The organism is Camelimonas fluminis (assembly GCF_014656355.1).
GTDB lineage: Bacteria > Pseudomonadota > Alphaproteobacteria > Rhizobiales > Beijerinckiaceae > Camelimonas > Camelimonas fluminis.
Map to the genome: position 1 here is coordinate 109,385 of NZ_BNCG01000005.1, position 15,939 is coordinate 125,323.

Consider the following 15,939-nt stretch of genomic DNA (forward strand, 5'->3'; position numbering starts at 1 on the left):
TTTAACCGATTCAGGCGATAATAGCCAACCCTGAAGCGGGTCGGGAAAAAGCAGAAAACGCCTTAAAAATCATCCATGTGGCGCCGCCGCGCCAATAGCGGTCAAATGCTGGCCGCTCGCAGCATCAGCCTGCGCGCAAAATGAACGACGCACACGCCTATATGACCAACGCCTGCCCCGACGGCGCAATGGCGCAGTCAGGCGACTCATACGGCTGGATTCGCGCAACCACCGCATTTGCGCCCATATCCGTCCCTGGGCGCCCAGCGAACCGCTGCGGCGCCGGATGAACTGCCTGGGACACGCCGCCACAGCCATACGTCGCCCCTGTTCATGCGGCGACGTTATCCATATTTTATCTGGTGAAAAGCCTGTCCGCGCCAGACGCGCATGCCCGCGACACGGCGGAGCAGCCTCCGTCATGGCGATGCCCAAAGCCCAGCGACAGGCGCAGCAAGCATGTGGACAAAGCACGCGACGCCCATGCGCTGGCGCGCTTCAGAATATCGGACCCGCCATGAATAGCGCCACCCAGGGCTGGTCGCCCGCCACAGCCGTCAATGACGAGAGCATCGGCCAACTGGTTCAGGCTTTCTACGCCCGGGTGCGGCAGGATCCTGATCTGGGGCCGGTGTTCAATGACGCGGTTCACGACTGGCCGGAGCACCTGCAAACCCTGACGGATTTCTGGAGTTCAGTGATGCTGGGCGCCAGGCGCTATCAGGGCCGCCCGGTCCCGGCGCACTTCCGTCACCGCGACCGGATTACGCCAGAACTTTTCCTGCGCTGGCTCTCCCTGTGGCGACAAACCGCCCGGGAAAAGTTCGCTCCAGAGGACGCGCAGCTATTTGTCGACAAGGCTGAGCTGATCGCCCGAAGCCTTCAGTACGCCCTGTTCCAGCGCATCCCCACGCCGCCGGCGCGGCCAGTCAGGCCGGACCGGGACGGGTAAGACTCCCCTTGTCGCCGGCAAAGCGCCCCCCGGCAGCACGCCTTGGCTGGCTCAGAACGGGATATCGTCGTCGAGGCCAGAACCGCCGCCGAAACCGCCGCCGCCAGAACGTTCCGCCGGCCGCTCCATCGGGGACGAACGCCCGAAATCGCCGCCGCGACCGCCGCCGCCGCTGATGCTGCGACCGCCGCCTTCTTCGCCATACTCGCCGCCGCCCGCGCCACGGCTGTCAAGAATGGTCAGCTCGCCACGGAAACGCTGCAGCACCACTTCGGTGGTATAGCGCTCCTGACCATTCTGATCGGTCCATTTGCGCGTTTGCAACTGGCCTTCCAAATAAACCTTGGAGCCCTTGCGCAGATACTGTTCCGCCACCTTGGCGAGGTTTTCGTTGAAGATCACCACGGCGTGCCACTCAGTGCGCTCGCGCCGCTCACCGCTGTTCTTGTCGCGCCAGGTTTCTGACGTCGCCACCCGCAGGTTCACGACGGGCTCGCCAGAAGGCATGCGCCGCGTCTCCGGATCACGGCCCAGATTACCGACGAGAATCACCTTGTTGACGCTACCGGCCATGCGGCCCTCCTCAATGATTGGCGCGCCGACCGCCCCGGCCGGCGCCTGTCGCCCCTGGAGCGTTTTCCCGCAAGGCGCAGGCCGCCCCTGTCAGGAAAACACATCAAAACAACTGGATAGAACAAAATTCCATCAAAGATGGCCGGATTTTGCCCCATATGATTCAAGCAGCTTCCAGCGCATGGACGCCATTGCGGCGACAACGCGCCAGGCCAAATGACCGCAGCCGGACAGCCTGCACTAGTGACGCCTGCCCGGCCGGGCCGCAACCCGGCCGCCGCCTGACTGATACGGCGCTCACCAGGAAAATGCGCCAACCAGATTTCACCTGCGTCTGGAAACGTCAGCCCCGGCTCCCTACCTGTCATACCAAAACCCGATGAGCTTGGCTCACTGGATTTTGGCGATGTGCGGGCGGCGCCCGACGTTTCCTGCAAGGGCGCGCGTCACGCCGGTTTGCATTTGCAAATCGCGGATGTCGGCGGCGCCTCCCTGGCTTCAACTGGCGGCCAACCGCCGCCGCCCAGCAGACGCAAGGAGCGACGGCGCACTGCGTGAACTCCCTGCGATTTTTCCGTCAGCACAAGCGCTTGCGGGCGCCGTCCAGTTGTTCTATTTTTGTTCCACGCCTGCGGCAAGTCAAGTCCATCGGCGCAAGCCTGCATCCTGACGAATCAGGTCTGCGGAACGATGGGCCGGCAAGCCTGGGGCGGAAACATCAAAACCGGGCGTTCTCCCGACCTGTAGCGCGCCCCAGCGCGGCGGGTGATTGCGCGGCGCCTTTTCGCGCCGGACAAATTTTGGAGACGCGCTGCTTTTGCGAGCCCCAACCAGGCTCCGCAGGCGCGCTGTGCTCAAACCTATAGCAGGGGTCTGCGCATGCCTGGCCGGGTAGTTTTGCCCGAAATCCGGACAGCGTCAGACGTCTGCTGACATTAACGGCGATGTTCCGCAGGCTTCGGGGCCTGACTTTCACTGCGAGCGACCATGGCTTCTCTTGATGAACTTTTCGACGGCGCCGCTGGAGGCCAGGCCGGCAAGCCCGGCGGACGCAAAGGCAGCAGGAAGAGCGGCGGGGGCTCCCCCAAGAACAGCAACCCGCCCGCCGCGCGCGCCGCCAGCCATGTCGACCGCAGGGTCATCGCCATTCGCGGCGCCCGCGAGCACAACCTGAAGAACGTCGATCTGGTTATCCCCCGCGATGAGCTGGTGGTGTTCACCGGCCTTTCAGGGTCCGGCAAATCGTCGCTCGCCTTCGATACGATCTATGCCGAGGGCCAGCGTCGTTACGTGGAATCGCTGTCCGCCTATGCCCGGCAGTTTCTGGAGATGATGCAGAAGCCCGACGTCGACCAGATCGAGGGCCTGTCGCCGGCGATTTCCATCGAACAGAAAACCACCTCGAAGAACCCACGCTCGACGGTCGGCACCGTCACGGAAATATACGATTACATGCGCCTGCTGTGGGCGCGCGTCGGCGTGCCCTATTCGCCGGCGACAGGCCTGCCGATCGAAAGTCAGACCGTCAGCCAGATGGTTGACCGGGTCCTGGCCTTGCCGGAGCGCAGCCGGCTCTTCCTCCTGGCCCCCGTCGTGCGTGGCCGAAAGGGCGAATACCGCAAGGAACTGGCTGACTTCCAGCGCCGCGGCTTCCAGCGCGTGAAGATCGACGGCGTCTATTACGAGATCGACGACGCGCCGGCTCTCGACAAAAAACTGAAGCACGACATCGACGTGGTCATCGATCGCATCGTGGTGCGCCCCGACATGGCGGCGCGGCTGGCGGACAGTTTCGAAACGGCGCTGGAGCTGACCGACGGCATTGCCGTGATCGAGTTCGCCGATTCAGCGGAAGAAGCCGGCAAGGACGACGCCCGCCGCATCATCTTCTCCCAGAAATTCGCCTGCCCGGTCTCCGGCTTCACCATTCCCGAGATCGAACCGCGACTGTTCTCCTTCAATAACCCGTACGGCGCCTGCCCGACCTGCGATGGCCTGGGCTCGCAGAAGCAGGTCTCGGCCGATCTGGTCGTGCCCGACGCCAGCCTGGCGCTGGCGCGCGGGGCCATCGCGCCCTGGGCGAAATCCACCTCGCCTTATTATGGCCAGACACTGGAGGCGCTCGCCGCCCATTTCGGCTTCGATCTGAAAACGCCCTGGGACAGGCTGCCCGCTAACATTCAGTCGGTCATCCTGTTCGGAACTGGCTCCGAAAAGGTGCGCATTGCTTACAAGGATGGCGTGCGCGCCTATGAGGTGCAGAAGCCGTTCGAAGGCGTCATCACCAACCTGGAGCGCCGCTTCCGCGAAACCGACAGCGACTGGGTGCGCGAGGAAATCTCCCGCTTCATGGCGGAAACACCCTGTCCGGCCTGCCAGGGCTATCGCCTGAAGCCGGAGGCGCAGGCCGTCAAGATCGACGCCCGTCACATCGGCGAAATCACCGCTTTGTCGGTTGGGACGGCCAGAAGCTGGTTTGAAGCGCTGCCGGCGTCGCTCAACGACAAACAGAACGAAATCGCCCGGCGCATCCTCAAGGAAATCGTTGACCGCCTGACCTTCCTGCTCGACGTGGGGCTGGACTATCTGACGCTTGCGCGCTCCTCCGGCACCCTGTCCGGCGGCGAAAGCCAGCGCATCCGCCTGGCCTCCCAGATCGGCTCAGGTCTGACCGGCGTGCTGTATGTGCTGGACGAGCCGTCGATCGGGCTGCACCAGCGTGACAACGAGCGTCTGCTGCAAACGCTCAAGCGCCTGCGTGACCTCGGAAATTCTGTGATCGTCGTCGAGCACGACGAGGACGCCATCCTGCAGGCCGACTACGTCGTCGACGTCGGCCCGGGCGCCGGCGTGCATGGCGGAGAGATCGTCTCCCAGGGTTCGCCGGAGCATATCCTGCAAGATCCCAATTCGCTTACCGGTCAGTATCTCTCCGGCAAGCTGTCGGTGCCGACGCCGGCGAAGCGCCGCAAGGCCAGCAAGGGCCGGCGCCTGAAGCTGATCGGCGCCAGCGGCAACAATCTGAAGACCGTCACCGCTGACATTCCCCTGGGTACATTCACGGCGATCACCGGCGTCTCGGGCGGCGGCAAGTCGACCCTGATCATCGACACCCTGTACCGGGCCGTGGCCCGACGGCTGAATGGGGCCCTGGAGCATCCGGCCCCGTTCGAGCGCATCGAAGGGCTGGAGCATCTCGACAAGGTCATTGATATCGACCAGTCGCCTATTGGCCGCACCCCGCGCTCCAATCCGGCCACCTATACCGGCGCCTTCACGCCGATTCGCGACTGGTTCGCCGGACTGCCGGAGGCCAAGGCGCGCGGCTACCAGCCGGGGCGCTTCTCTTTCAACGTCAAGGGCGGCCGCTGCGAAGCCTGCCAGGGCGATGGCGTCATCAAGATCGAGATGCACTTCCTGCCGGACGTCTACGTCACCTGCGATGTCTGCAAGGGCAAGCGTTACGACCGCGAAACGCTTGAGGTGCGCTACCGGGAGAAATCCATCGCCGACGTGCTCGACATGACCGTCGACGAAGCCGGGGAACTGTTCCACGCCGTGCCGACGATTCGGGACCGCATGGAGACCCTGTCGCGGGTCGGCCTCGGCTATGTGAAGGTTGGCCAGCAGGCCACCACCCTGTCCGGCGGCGAGGCGCAGCGCGTCAAGCTGTCGAAGGAGCTGTCGCGGCGGGCCACTGGCCGCACCCTGTATATCCTTGATGAGCCGACCACCGGCCTGCATTTCCACGACGTGGCCAAGCTGCTGGAAGTGCTGCATGAGCTGGTCGAACAGGGCAACACGGTTATCGTCATCGAGCACAATCTTGAGGTCATCAAGACGGCCGACTGGGTTCTCGATCTGGGGCCGGAAGGCGGCGATGGCGGCGGCCAGATTGTCGCTGAAGGTACGCCGGAAGACATCGCCGCCAATCCGGCGAGCCACACCGGACGCTTTCTGGCCGAGGTGCTGGCCCGTCGGCCCATCCGCCCGCAAAACCGGAAGGCCGCCGAATGACGCGGCGCATCAGGAGGCGCGACAGTTCGTGTCATCTGTTTCGCCCCAGGCGTCCTGCCCAGGCTGGCGGGCGTCCGTCCCCCGCAACGGAGACAATCTGTGGACTCTGACGACCGCTCCGGCGAAGGCGCCGGGAACCTCGCCACGACAGGCCGCGATATCGCCAACCTGCTCGCGATCATGGCGCGCCTGCGCGATCCGGAGACTGGTTGCGCCTGGGACGTTGCCCAGAACTTCGCGACAATCGCGCCTTACACCATCGAGGAAGCGCACGAGGTGGCGGACGCTATCCAGCGCAACGATATGGATGACCTGTGCGAGGAGTTAGGCGACCTGCTGCTTCAGGTCGTCTTCCATGCCCGCATCGCGGAGGAAGCTGGCGCCTTCACTTTCGCCGATGTCGTCGAGGCCATCACCGCCAAGATGGTCCGCCGGCACCCCCATGTGTTTGGCGATTCTCCGGACCGCTCGCCGGAGGCGATCGGCGCTGCCTGGCAACGGATCAAGGCTGGTGAGAAGGCGGCGCGACGCGCACGGCGCGCTGCTGTGGGAGCGGACGATGAATCCGGCCTGCTGTCCGACGTTCCGGCCGGGCTTCCGCCGCTCAGCCGCGCCCTGAAACTGCAGCAACGCGCTGCGACGGTGGGCTTCGACTGGCCTGACGCGGCCCAGGTCATGGACAAGGTTGATGAGGAAATAAACGAAATAAAACATGAACTTGATATAATTTTCGCATCTGGATCACAACCAGATCGCGCGTCCCGGGCGCGCGCCGGACTGTCGTCCGAAATCGGCGACGCCCTGTTTGCCCTCGTCAACCTGGCGCGTCACACGAACATCGACCCGGAACAGGCGTTGGCCGGGACGAATCATAAATTTGTTTGTCGGTTCAGCTACATCGAGAAGTCTGTTCACACATCAGGAAAGCAGTTGGCCGACGCCTCCCTTGAGGAAATGGAGGGATATTGGCGCGACGCCAAGAAGCAGCGTCAGGAAACTGACGCCTGACGGGAGGACGGCATGACGCCTCCCCACTGGAGCGCATTCCAGCGAAGTTAAGGCCACTTCCCTGGAAGAAATCCTGTTTCAAAGCGATAGAACGGGAATCCGCTTCAGCCGGAGCGGACCTGGCCTCAGCCCGACACGCCCGACTTTGTCGAAGTCGTGCGGAACAACGCCCTTCCTGCAAAGGCAAGGGCATACGTCATATGGGTTTGCGCTTTGGCCGGTCGCGGATGCGTCAGTTTCGTGACTGGCATGAACGCGTCCGGGCTACAGAAGGCGGCGCTGGCCGTGGGGGGAATCGATCCGGCGAGGATTTTCCCGGTGACACTCACGTCCCAGGACATGCGCCGCCTCTTTTGACCTGGCGCCTTCCGTACGAAAGAGTCTGCGTTGTCCAGACGACCCGGCGGCCGACCGCCTTGTCCCTTCCGCAAATATGGGCCGCGATTTAACGGGCGCGGCGACCCGGTGACGCCGGAGGTTCTGGCTGCTCGCCGATATTGACCGGCGCGCTTGGTTCTGCGCCACCCTTGCAGTTCGTCAGCCACACGTCATAGACCGGGTGCTCCACGCCATGCAGACCAGGACTGGCGGCGAACATCCAGCCTTCGAACAGACGCTTGCGCTCGCTCTGGAAATTGATTTCGTAGACCTCGACAAACGCCGTTGTGCTTGGCGCTTCCGTCGCTGGACGCGTGTTGCAGGCGCGCGGCGTCAATTGCAGCGCGCCAAACTGCACCGTCTCGTTGATGGCCACCTCAAACGAGATGATCCGGCCGGTGATCTTGTCCAGACCGGAGAATACGGCCAGCGGATTACGAATCGGCTCGGCCAGCGCTCCGTCTACCGGAGCCATTGCCCCGAACAGGGCGAGAGCGGCCAGCGGCGCCAACGCAGACCGCGCCCGGCGACGCGGCCTTGGGGTGAATGGGCGGCGGATCAGCTGTTGCGACATGTCTCTTTCATCTGACCTGCGGCGCAATCCTGTCGCGCCCCTTGTGGGGGTTATCACGCATTGGGTCGCCGCGAAACGGCGCGCATGATATCCTGGGCGATTTTACCACCCAACCAGCCTGTTCGTCGACGGATAGCCGGCTCCGCCCGTCATTGCGTCCTGGCTACACTATCGTGTCACAAGCGGCCGGAATGAGAAAATATTACCTGCAAGGTCATGGCGCCCGGCCGGGCGGGGCGTCATGCTTGGGCGTCGAACAACTTGCGATCAGGCCATGCGGCTGTTTCCGACGCCGCAGGAGCAACGACAACCAGCGCAACAGGGAGGCGCACATGACCGCTGATGCAAATGATGTTTCCGCCATGATCAACGAACGGCTGCCGCCATTCAGCAAACATCTCGGCATACGGGTGTTGCTGGCGACGCCGGATCGGGTCATCGCGGAAATGGACGTGAAGCCGGAATATTGCACCACCCCGCCAACAATTCATGGCGGCGCGGTCATGGCTTTTGCCGACACGCTGGGCGCTGTCGCCACCATCGTCAATCTGCGGGAAGGCCAGGGCACCACGACCCTGGAAAGCAAAACAAACTTCGTTTCCCCGGCGCCGGCCGGCGATACGGTCCGCGGCGAAACCACGCCGATCCATCGCGGCCGGCGCACCCAGGTCTGGCAGACGCGGATCACCAACGGCGCTGGCAAGCTGGTCGCCGTGGTGACGCAAACCCAAATGGTGCTGTAAAGCGCGCCCCCATCGACCAGGCGGTTTCCCAGACCTGCGCCGCCCCGCCCGGGTTACGACCGGGCGGACCGCAAACGAAAAAGCCGCCGATCAGAATCGGCGGCCTTTATAAACCCCGGCCAGAAGCGATAGCCAGCGACCATGCGAAAAGCAGGCAAGCCGCTCCTCAGGGCGTCCAGGCCTGATAGTCGCCGGTCGCAGCGGGGCGCTCGCCCGCGCGCAGAATCGATCCCTGCGGCCGATGCGCGCCTGACGTGCCCGTTAAATTCGGCAGGTGCCGCTTCTGCCACTCGCGCGGCTGATACTTTTCCTCCGACGGCGGAACCTGAACAGTCTGGTTCAGCCAGCCCTTCCAGCCCGGCGGCACGGCGGAGCCATCCGCTTCCCCCTTGTAAATCACCCAGCGGCGTTCGACGCCAATGGTGCGGTCCTTGCCGGGCTTGCGATAATAGCGGTTGCCGAACTCATCCTCGCCGACGAACTGCCCTGAGCGCGAGGTGGTCAGCAGCGTGCCAGCGGTGGCGCCGTTCCACCAGGTAAAAACGAGCTGAAGCAATCTCTTCAAGGCCAGACTCCGGGCGACAGAAAACGCGCGGAATATGGGCCTACCCAGACGCGGTGTCCAGCCTCACGTCGCGCAAGCTTGCGGGCGCTGACGCCGCATGCCGCCCCCGATCGTGGGAACCAGCCTTGGCGGCCATCGAGATTTCGACAGAAAATCGACCAGCGCCCTTGCTAAGGAAGGACATATAAAATAAACAACCATACTTCGATAATTATTAAATACAATACTGGGGGGTCATTATAAAAATGATGACCATCATGAACGCTATTGTCAGAAAAATTAACATGCCAGAGTCAACAATTGACTATGGCTATCTTGAAAATGATCTTGGATACGTATTACGTCGAGCCCAATTGTGGGTTTTCCAGGACCTGATCCGCACGATGTCGCCGGTCGATCTGCGCCCGGCGCAATACTCGGTATTGGTGATCATTCACCACAACCCCGGCCTGTCCCAGATCTCTCTCGCCAGCGCGCTGGGCATCGAGCGCGCCCGCCTGGTGCGACTGCTGGACCAACTGGAGGATCGCAAGCTGGTCGAACGACGCCCCGCCGCCAGCGACCGGCGCTCGCACGCCATGCACCTGACCCTTGAAGGGGAGCGCACGCTGGCCAGCGCGCGTGAACTGGCGACGGCGCACCGACAGGCGTGCCTTGAGGAGTTCGGCGGGCAAAACAACTACACGACCCTTGTCCGTCTGCTCGCCAAGTTCGGCGCACCGCAATAACCGGCGCGCCTGCGCCGCCAAAGGGACCCGGCAAGGCGGCTTGCGCTTTCTCCAGGGAAAGCAACAAACCGATGTGTCCTGGTCGCTGACCGGAAGTCTCGCGCCATGTAGCAAAATCCCATCATGCGGAATTTTGCTACATCCTGCGGCCTGGCGCATTTCGCCTGCGACCTGAGCCACGCTGCGGCGTGTCAGAACGTCTTCACGCGAAGCGGTTTCCGCTTCGCGTGAAGACGCGCCAGTTCAAGGCGATAGAGTGGAAATCCGCTTCATCATGAGCGGATTTTGCTCTGGAGCAATTCCCGATCCACCTGGAACGGGGATTGCTCCAGTTTCCCCTGTTTTGAGCGAATTCTGATCGACCAGACGATTCCGTCTGATCGGAAAGCGCTCTAGCGGCTCGCGCCATTGCGGCTGCCGCCGCTCCGTTCAGCCCGCTCACGGCGCAAGCGATCGCGCTCCTCAAGCGCCCGACGTTCTTCGGCGTTCCGCCCGTAGTAAGGCCGGCCAATATAACCGCCTGAAGGCCCGGCGCGTCCGGAACCAGTTCCGCAACCGCCTGTATCGCAGACGAACTGGGCCAGATGCATTGCCGGCGCAGCGTCAGACGCCTGTTTCGGCGCGCCGCTCCATGGCCCGGCCACGACGGGCGACGACGCCAGCACCAGCGTCAGAACGCCAAGGCTGGCGCAGCGCATGGCAAACAGGCCAGACAGTTCTTGTTCAGATTTCATCATGCTTCTCCCGGGAAACAGCGGCTTCCACCATGGCGACTTTGCAAGGCCGTCGTCCCTGCCCCGGAAGCGCCGCCATACATCATCACATATGGATGGAAGATGGATGCGAAATCGAGCAGGATTCGGGTGCGCCGAAATTTCCAGCGGCCCCTTGCATGCCCGGGGGTCTGCGCGCGACCATTGCAGTCACGCTAGGCAATCACCATTTCGTGGTGAGGTGGGACGGGCGCGCAATGCGACAGCCGGCCCACAAAGGAAGGAACATGCGCAACTCTGACAACCATGATGCTGACGCCTCCGGAAGAGGCCCCCACTGGCGGAACGACAACGCCGGGGGCGTGATACTGGAAGGAGAAATTGTCGGCGACAGTGTCCATGTTGCGCCTCCAGAACCTGAGCCGGTTTGGGGGACGAACGCGGCCGGTCTGGGCAGAAAGCTGGTGATCGCCATGGCGATCATCGCGGCGCTGGTCATTCTGGTGCCATTGATGCTGCTCTTCATTGGCGTGGCGCTCATTGCGGCGCTTGTTGGCCGGCTCCTGCTCGGTCGCCAGGTAACCGTCACCCGCTGGGTGCGTCCCTGGGAAGCCCGCGGCTAGGCGTTCTCCCAAGAAACCACCTACTCCACGCTTCGGCTGACATTCAGCACACAGTCCTTTCCCGGAATTTGCGAATCCCGGGATTGGCGCACCTCCCCGCGCCTGCGGCGCCCCCTTCGGAAATGGGTTGGCGCCACGCATCTGAACCAGGCCAGCTATATGGCGTGCGCAACTGGCGCGGCGGCATATGCCTCCCACCTCCTGGCGCCGTAGCCTTGCGCCCATCGCGCCGAACCCGCTCAGGATTCACACATGACCACATCCCTATCCGCCGTCGCCGACGTTGACCGTCATGCTGTGAGCCCCGGCGCCGTCTCGCCAGACAGTTCTGGCGCGTTGTTGCTCCCGTGGACGACGCCGCATGGGGTCCCGCCATTTGGCGCCTTTGCGCCCGCGGATTTCCGTGCGGCGTTTGATGTGGCGCTGGCCGAGCACAAGGCCGAGATCAGCGCCATCGCCGGCAGCCAGGAGCCCGCCACTTTCGATAACGTCATCGCCGCCATGGAGCGCGCCGGCGCCGCGCTGACCCGCGTGTCGAACCTGTTTTTCAACCTGTCCAGCGCCGATACAACGCCTGAAATCCAGGCGATCGAGCGTGACATGGCGCCGGTTCTGGCGCGCCACTATAACGCCATCGCCCTTGACCCGTTGCTGTTTGCCCGCATTCAGGCCGTGCCGGAGGCCGGCCTGACGCCGGAACAGACGCGCCTGCTGGAGCGGGAAAAGACCGCCTTCCGCCGCGCCGGCGCCGGCCTGCCGCCAGCAACCATGGCGCGCCTTTCTGATATCGCCGCCCGCCTCGCCACTCTCGGCGCCAGCTTCGCCCAGAATGTGCTGGCCGATGAAAGCGCCTGGGAGATGGCTCTGGATGAGGCCGATCTCGATGGCTTGCCTGACGATCTGCGCAACGCGGCGGCCCAGGCCGCCAATGAACGGGGCCAGCCCGGCCGTTATCTCATCACCCTGTCACGGTCGCTGCTGGAGCCGTTTCTGCAGTTCTCGACCCGCCGCGACCTGCGCGAGCGCGCGTTTCGCGCCTTTGCCGCGCGAGGCGCCAATGGCGACGCTCACGACAACCGGGCGATCATCGCCGAAACCATGGCTTTGCGGGCCGAGAAGGCCCGGCTGCTCGGCTACGACAGTTTCGCCGCCTTTCGCCTTGATGACTCGATGGCCAAAACGCCGGACGCGGTGGCGAAGCTGCTGCAGTCCGTCTGGAAACCGGCGCGCGCCCGCGCCCTGGCCGATCAGCAGGCGTTGCAGGAGTTGTTCATCGCCGATGGCCACAATGGCGAACTGGAGCCGTGGGACTGGCGCCACTATGCCGCCCGTCGGCGCCGGACCGAGGCGGATTTCGACGAAACCCAGCTCAAGCCTTATCTCCAGCTCGACCGGATGATCGCGGCGGCCTTTGATGTGGCGCAACGCCTGTTTGGTCTGACCTTCCGTGAGCGGGCCGACCTGCCCCGCTGGCGCGACGACGTGCGCGCCTTTGAGGTGACGGATCGCGACGGCCGGCTGGTCGCCGTTTTCTACGGCGACTATTTCAATCGCCCGTCCAAACGCAGCGGCGCATGGATGAGCTCGTTCCGCAGCCAGCAGAACCTCGACGGCGAGGTGCGGCCAGTTGTGGTCAATGTGATGAATTTCGCCAGGCCAGCCGACGGACAATCCGCCCTGTTGTCCTTCGACGACGCCCGCACCCTGTTTCACGAATTCGGCCACGCCCTGCATGGCATGCTCTCGAACGTCACCTATCCATCGCTGGCGGGAACCAGCGTGGCGCGCGATTTCGTCGAGTTCCCGTCGCAGCTTTATGAGCACTGGCTGGAACAGCCCCAGGTGCTGCAGGCTTTCGCCACCCACTGGCGCACGGGCGAGCCGATGCCCGGGCCGATGCTGCGCCGCCTGCTCGATAGCCGCAATGAAGGCCAGGGGTTCGCCACGGTGGAATACGCCGCCTCGGCGCTCGTCGACCTGCGTCTACATCAGCAGACGGACTTCGGCGACTTCGATATCGACGCCTTCGAGCGCGCGACCCTGGACGACATTGGCATGCCGCGCGCCATCATCATGCGCCACCGGCCGGGGCATTTCCTGCATGTGTTCGCTGGCGATGGCTATTCCTCCGCGTACTACAGCTATCTGTGGTCCGAAGTGCTGGACGCGGACGGCTTCGCCGCCTTCCGTGACAGCGGCGACGTCTTCAATCCGGAGCTGGCGGGGCGCCTGCGTGATTTCGTTTACGCGGCCGGCAATTTACGTGATCCGCGCGAAGCGTGGCTGGGCTTCCGTGGGCGTGAAGCCGATCCGCAGGCCCTGCTGGCCAAGCGCGGGCTGGATCAGGCAGCCTGACAAGACAAGCGGGCAAACAGAAAACGCGGCGCATGGAAGCGCCGCGTTTGTTATGGGCAAACAATGCCTTCGCTCAACCGGCTCGAACGGCCGGCCAACCAGAACGCGAGCCTGGCCCGGGCGCTCAGGCGGATTGCGCGCCGCGCCAGGGCTTCAGATCGCCCTTGCGCCGGACCTCATCCTCGCTGGCACCGGCGTCGCCATCATCGCGCGAAGCGTGGGCGGCGGCGCCGCGAATGAGGCGGGCGTTATTGATGCGGCGCAACAGACGTGGCTCCTTCTCGGCGGCGATGCGCACAGCCATCACCATCTGGCCGTCTTCATCCATCCGCCGGTCGAGCACTTCAGCCTCTTCATGCAGCCAGCTGATGTCGGCGCCGCGCGTCGGGTCAAGGGTGATGCGGTAAACCGCGCGGCGTCCGGCCATGCGATCTTCGATCGCCGCCAGCAGACGGTCCACGCCCTCGCCGGTTTCGCCGGAGACCAGAACGGGGCGCTCGCCATCCGGCTGGTTCGCAACCAAGGTTTCGAGGCGCAGGCGCTCATCCGGCGACAGCAGGTCCGCCTTGTTCCACACCTCGATGATTCGCGCGGTCTCCTGCGCCCCGACGCCAAGCTCGGCCATGATGGCGATGACGTCGGCGGCCTGGGCGGCGCTATCTTCATGGGAAATGTCGCGCACGTGCAGGATGATGTCGGCCTCGATCACATCCTCCAGCGTGGCGCGGAACGCCGCCACCAGCATGGTTGGCAGTTCGGATATGAAGCCGACCGTATCGGAGAGAATCGCCCGGGCGCCGCGCGGCAGTTCAACCAGACGCGCCGTCGGGTCCAGCGTGGCGAACAACATGTCCTCGGCCATTACCTGGGCGCGGGTCAGCCGGTTGAACAGGGTCGATTTTCCGGCGTTGGTGTAGCCAACCAGGGCGACGGTCGGCCACGGCGCCCGCTTGCGGTTCTGCCGGTGCAGGCCACGGGTGCGGCGCACCTGGTCGAGATCTCGCTGGATGCGCGCCATACGGTCGCGGATTTGCCGCCGGTCGGCCTCGATCTGGGTTTCGCCCGGGCCGCCGAGGAAGCCAAAGCCGCCGCGCTGCCGCTCAAGGTGGGTCCATGACCGCACCAGACGGCTGCGCTGGTATTCCAGATGCGCCAGCTCGACCTGCAGCGCGCCTTCGCGCGTGTGCGCCCGCCGTCCAAAGATTTCCAGAATCAGCCCGGTGCGGTCGATGACCTTGCAGCGCAGCTCACGCTCCAGGTTGCGCTGCTGCACAGGCGACAGGGCGCAATCCATCACCACGAGGCTGACGTGCTCATCGGCGATGATCTGCGCCAGTTCGGCGATCTTGCCCTTGCCGAACCAGGTGGCGGGCCGCACCTCGGACACCGTGGCGATCATCGACTTCACGATCGTCAGATCGATCGCCGCCGCAAGTCCTACGGCTTCCTCCAGACGGGCGGCGTTCTCGCGCAGCACGACGCCGGTGGATAACGCGCCGGGCTGACCTTGCGCCGCCGACGCGCGCGCCAGCCGCGCCCGGTCGCTCTGATAAGGGCCGATTACGAGGGTCCGCGCCTGGGCGGCGATGATTTTTTCTGCCTCAAACGCCTTGGCGTCGGGGCCTTTCGTCAGCTCGGTCGTGGCTGAACTCCCTGATTTAAGCGGGCTTCGGCGCCAAACCCGGCGCCTCACCATCAGATGGGGGCTGCAAAGGCGAATGTAAACGCCCTGACGTCACCCCGAAATGACAGTGCGACAGGAAATGTGACAGCCGCCCCATCGCCGCCAACGCCTTTTCGCCAGCCATCGCCGGGACGCCCCACAAGACAGCGTATTTCCGGGAAATCAGGCGCCAGATTTCATACCAGATTTCATACAAGGTCACGAAAGCGCCGATGCGTCCGCAATCTTCAAAGCATAATTCAGCGTCATGCACTTCCTTCAGGAAATGCTTTGGGCTGACCAGTACTTTACCAGAAACTCTTCGCCCAAACCCCATGAGGCATGCTTATTGGGTTTGGGCGCTGCGCGTCACATTCGCGCCAGCGCTTCCGCCACCGGATCAGGGCAACGCAGTGTCCGGGAGCAAGCTGACTGCCGACGTCGGCCGGCCAAAGGGCAATTCCCGGATATCGTCGCAGAGCCCCAGCCGCCGCAACGTCAGGGGTTCCGGACGTATCCGCCGGGGCGACACACAAGTCGCCCCGCCGCTGCAACGGCGAATATTCGCGTCTGGACCGGGCCGCTAACGCCCGAGCGAAAAGCGCTAGCCAACCAGGGCGCGGCGACAATCACCGGCCAACACCGTCGTCAGACGGCAGCGTCAGCCCTTGTCGGCTTCATCAGCCGGTTCAAACAACTGAACGGGATGGCCAGGCATGATCGTCGAAATGGCGTGCTTGTAGACTAACTGGGAATGCCCGTCCCGGCGCAGCAGGACGCAGAAGTTATCGAACCACGTCACAACACCCTGCAATTTCACGCCATTGACCAGAAAGATGGTCAGCGGAATTTTGCTCTTGCGTACGTGATTAAGAAAAGTGTCCTGGAGGTTCTGCGCGCGATCGCCCGCCATTGTTTTACCTCTTGAGTGCGTCGCAACCGGCCATGCAACGGACTACAGCTTATTGTTGCCCCGCAGATCAGCTTGCGGAGGAGGCTCGACCGGTTTTCCCATTACACAGCGGAACGCATTGAATTGCAAGGGTT

The 15,939-nt window shown here is 63.7% G+C and carries 13 protein-coding genes and 1 pseudogene; 7 read left to right on the forward strand and 7 right to left on the reverse strand.

Translation table 11 applies throughout. The annotated features are described in order from the left end of the window. Positions 1-517: 517 nt before the first annotated feature. Positions 518-952: a group III truncated hemoglobin gene (locus IE243_RS08820; protein WP_191318991.1), complete on the forward strand. Its 435-nt coding sequence runs from the start codon at positions 518-520 to the stop codon at positions 950-952. Positions 953-1,003: 51 nt separating this feature from the next. On the opposite strand, the gene ssb is transcribed toward IE243_RS08820, so the two are convergent. Further along, the gene (gene ssb / locus IE243_RS08825) at positions 1,004-1,525 is read right to left on the reverse strand and encodes a single-stranded DNA-binding protein (RefSeq protein WP_191318992.1); all 522 of its coding nucleotides are present in this window, start codon (positions 1,523-1,525) and stop codon (positions 1,004-1,006) included. 987 nt (positions 1,526-2,512) lie between these two features. On the opposite strand from ssb, the gene uvrA reads away from it, so the two are divergent. Then, the gene (uvrA, locus tag IE243_RS08830) at positions 2,513-5,542 is read left to right on the forward strand and encodes an excinuclease ABC subunit UvrA (RefSeq protein ID WP_191318993.1); all 3,030 of its coding nucleotides are present in this window, start codon (positions 2,513-2,515) and stop codon (positions 5,540-5,542) included. A gap of 99 nt (positions 5,543-5,641) precedes the next feature. Next, on the forward strand, positions 5,642-6,550 hold the full coding sequence (mazG, locus tag IE243_RS08835; protein WP_280514582.1) for a nucleoside triphosphate pyrophosphohydrolase: 909 nt from the start codon (positions 5,642-5,644) through the stop codon (positions 6,548-6,550). 454 nt (positions 6,551-7,004) lie between these two features. Here the strand turns inward: mazG and IE243_RS08840 are convergent. Then, positions 7,005-7,403 (reverse strand): annotated as a pseudogene (locus IE243_RS08840) (DUF2155 domain-containing protein); the annotation flags it as partial. 431 nt (positions 7,404-7,834) lie between these two features. On the opposite strand from IE243_RS08840, the gene IE243_RS08845 reads away from it, so the two are divergent. Continuing rightward, positions 7,835-8,245: a PaaI family thioesterase gene (locus IE243_RS08845; RefSeq protein ID WP_244642993.1), complete on the forward strand. Its 411-nt coding sequence runs from the start codon at positions 7,835-7,837 to the stop codon at positions 8,243-8,245. A 166-nt stretch (positions 8,246-8,411) separates the two neighbouring features. On the opposite strand, the gene IE243_RS08850 is transcribed toward IE243_RS08845, so the two are convergent. Further along, positions 8,412-8,816: an NADH:ubiquinone oxidoreductase subunit NDUFA12 gene (locus IE243_RS08850; protein ID WP_191319056.1), complete on the reverse strand. Its 405-nt coding sequence runs from the start codon at positions 8,814-8,816 to the stop codon at positions 8,412-8,414. A 278-nt stretch (positions 8,817-9,094) separates the two neighbouring features. Here IE243_RS08850 and IE243_RS08855 point away from each other — a divergent pair, with 278 nt between their 5' ends. Next, positions 9,095-9,538 carry a MarR family winged helix-turn-helix transcriptional regulator gene (locus IE243_RS08855; protein WP_191318994.1) on the forward strand — a complete coding sequence of 148 codons (444 nt, stop codon included), beginning with the start codon at positions 9,095-9,097 and terminating at the stop codon, positions 9,536-9,538. A 392-nt stretch (positions 9,539-9,930) separates the two neighbouring features. Here the strand turns inward: IE243_RS08855 and IE243_RS08860 are convergent, their stop codons facing one another. Further along, positions 9,931-10,272, reverse strand: coding sequence for a hypothetical protein (locus tag IE243_RS08860; protein WP_191318995.1), 342 nt, complete (start codon positions 10,270-10,272; stop codon positions 9,931-9,933). A 266-nt stretch (positions 10,273-10,538) separates the two neighbouring features. On the opposite strand from IE243_RS08860, the gene IE243_RS08865 reads away from it, so the two are divergent. Both IE243_RS08865 and IE243_RS08870 read left to right on the forward strand, forming a co-directional pair. After that, a complete protein-coding gene (locus IE243_RS08865) occupies positions 10,539-10,874 on the forward strand; it encodes a hypothetical protein (RefSeq protein WP_191318996.1) in 336 nt (111 codons plus the stop codon). A gap of 252 nt (positions 10,875-11,126) precedes the next feature. Further along, positions 11,127-13,229, forward strand: a complete 2,103-nt coding sequence (locus tag IE243_RS08870; RefSeq protein ID WP_191318997.1) for a M3 family metallopeptidase — start codon at positions 11,127-11,129, stop codon at positions 13,227-13,229. A 124-nt stretch (positions 13,230-13,353) separates the two neighbouring features. Here IE243_RS08870 and hflX read toward each other — a convergent pair whose 3' ends face one another. The 3 genes from hflX to hfq all read right to left on the reverse strand — a co-directional run bounded on the left by hflX (position 13,354) and on the right by hfq (position 15,805). Then, entirely contained in the window at positions 13,354-14,925 is a 1,572-nt protein-coding gene (gene hflX, locus IE243_RS08875) for a GTPase HflX (protein WP_191318998.1), read from the reverse strand. Further along, on the reverse strand, positions 14,888-15,229 hold the full coding sequence (locus IE243_RS08880) for a hypothetical protein (RefSeq protein ID WP_191318999.1): 342 nt from the start codon (positions 15,227-15,229) through the stop codon (positions 14,888-14,890). Before IE243_RS08880 ends, hflX begins: the two co-directional genes overlap by 38 nt. A 324-nt stretch (positions 15,230-15,553) precedes the next feature. Continuing rightward, the gene (gene hfq, locus IE243_RS08885; RefSeq protein ID WP_132005706.1) at positions 15,554-15,805 is read right to left on the reverse strand and encodes an RNA chaperone Hfq; all 252 of its coding nucleotides are present in this window, start codon (positions 15,803-15,805) and stop codon (positions 15,554-15,556) included. Positions 15,806-15,939: the final 134 nt, after the last annotated feature.

Excerpts from the sequence above, each read along its gene's own strand:
- IE243_RS08820 (WP_191318991.1), top strand. The coding sequence starts at position 518 with ATGAATAGCGCCACCCAGGGCTGGTCGCCCGCCACAGCCGTCAATGAC.
- ssb (WP_191318992.1), bottom strand. The coding sequence starts at position 1,525 with ATGGCCGGTAGCGTCAACAAGGTGATTCTCGTCGGTAATCTGGGCCGT.
- uvrA (WP_191318993.1), top strand. The coding sequence starts at position 2,513 with ATGGCTTCTCTTGATGAACTTTTCGACGGCGCCGCTGGAGGCCAGGCC.
- IE243_RS08845 (WP_244642993.1), top strand. The coding sequence starts at position 7,835 with ATGACCGCTGATGCAAATGATGTTTCCGCCATGATCAACGAACGGCTG.
- IE243_RS08855 (WP_191318994.1), top strand. The coding sequence starts at position 9,095 with ATGCCAGAGTCAACAATTGACTATGGCTATCTTGAAAATGATCTTGGA.
- IE243_RS08860 (WP_191318995.1), bottom strand. The coding sequence starts at position 10,272 with ATGAAATCTGAACAAGAACTGTCTGGCCTGTTTGCCATGCGCTGCGCC.
- IE243_RS08865 (WP_191318996.1), top strand. The coding sequence starts at position 10,539 with ATGCGCAACTCTGACAACCATGATGCTGACGCCTCCGGAAGAGGCCCC.
- IE243_RS08870 (WP_191318997.1), top strand. The coding sequence starts at position 11,127 with ATGACCACATCCCTATCCGCCGTCGCCGACGTTGACCGTCATGCTGTG.
- hflX (WP_191318998.1), bottom strand. The coding sequence starts at position 14,925 with ATGGTGAGGCGCCGGGTTTGGCGCCGAAGCCCGCTTAAATCAGGGAGT.
- IE243_RS08880 (WP_191318999.1), bottom strand. The coding sequence starts at position 15,229 with ATGGGGTTTGGGCGAAGAGTTTCTGGTAAAGTACTGGTCAGCCCAAAG.
- hfq (WP_132005706.1), bottom strand. The coding sequence starts at position 15,805 with ATGGCGGGCGATCGCGCGCAGAACCTCCAGGACACTTTTCTTAATCAC.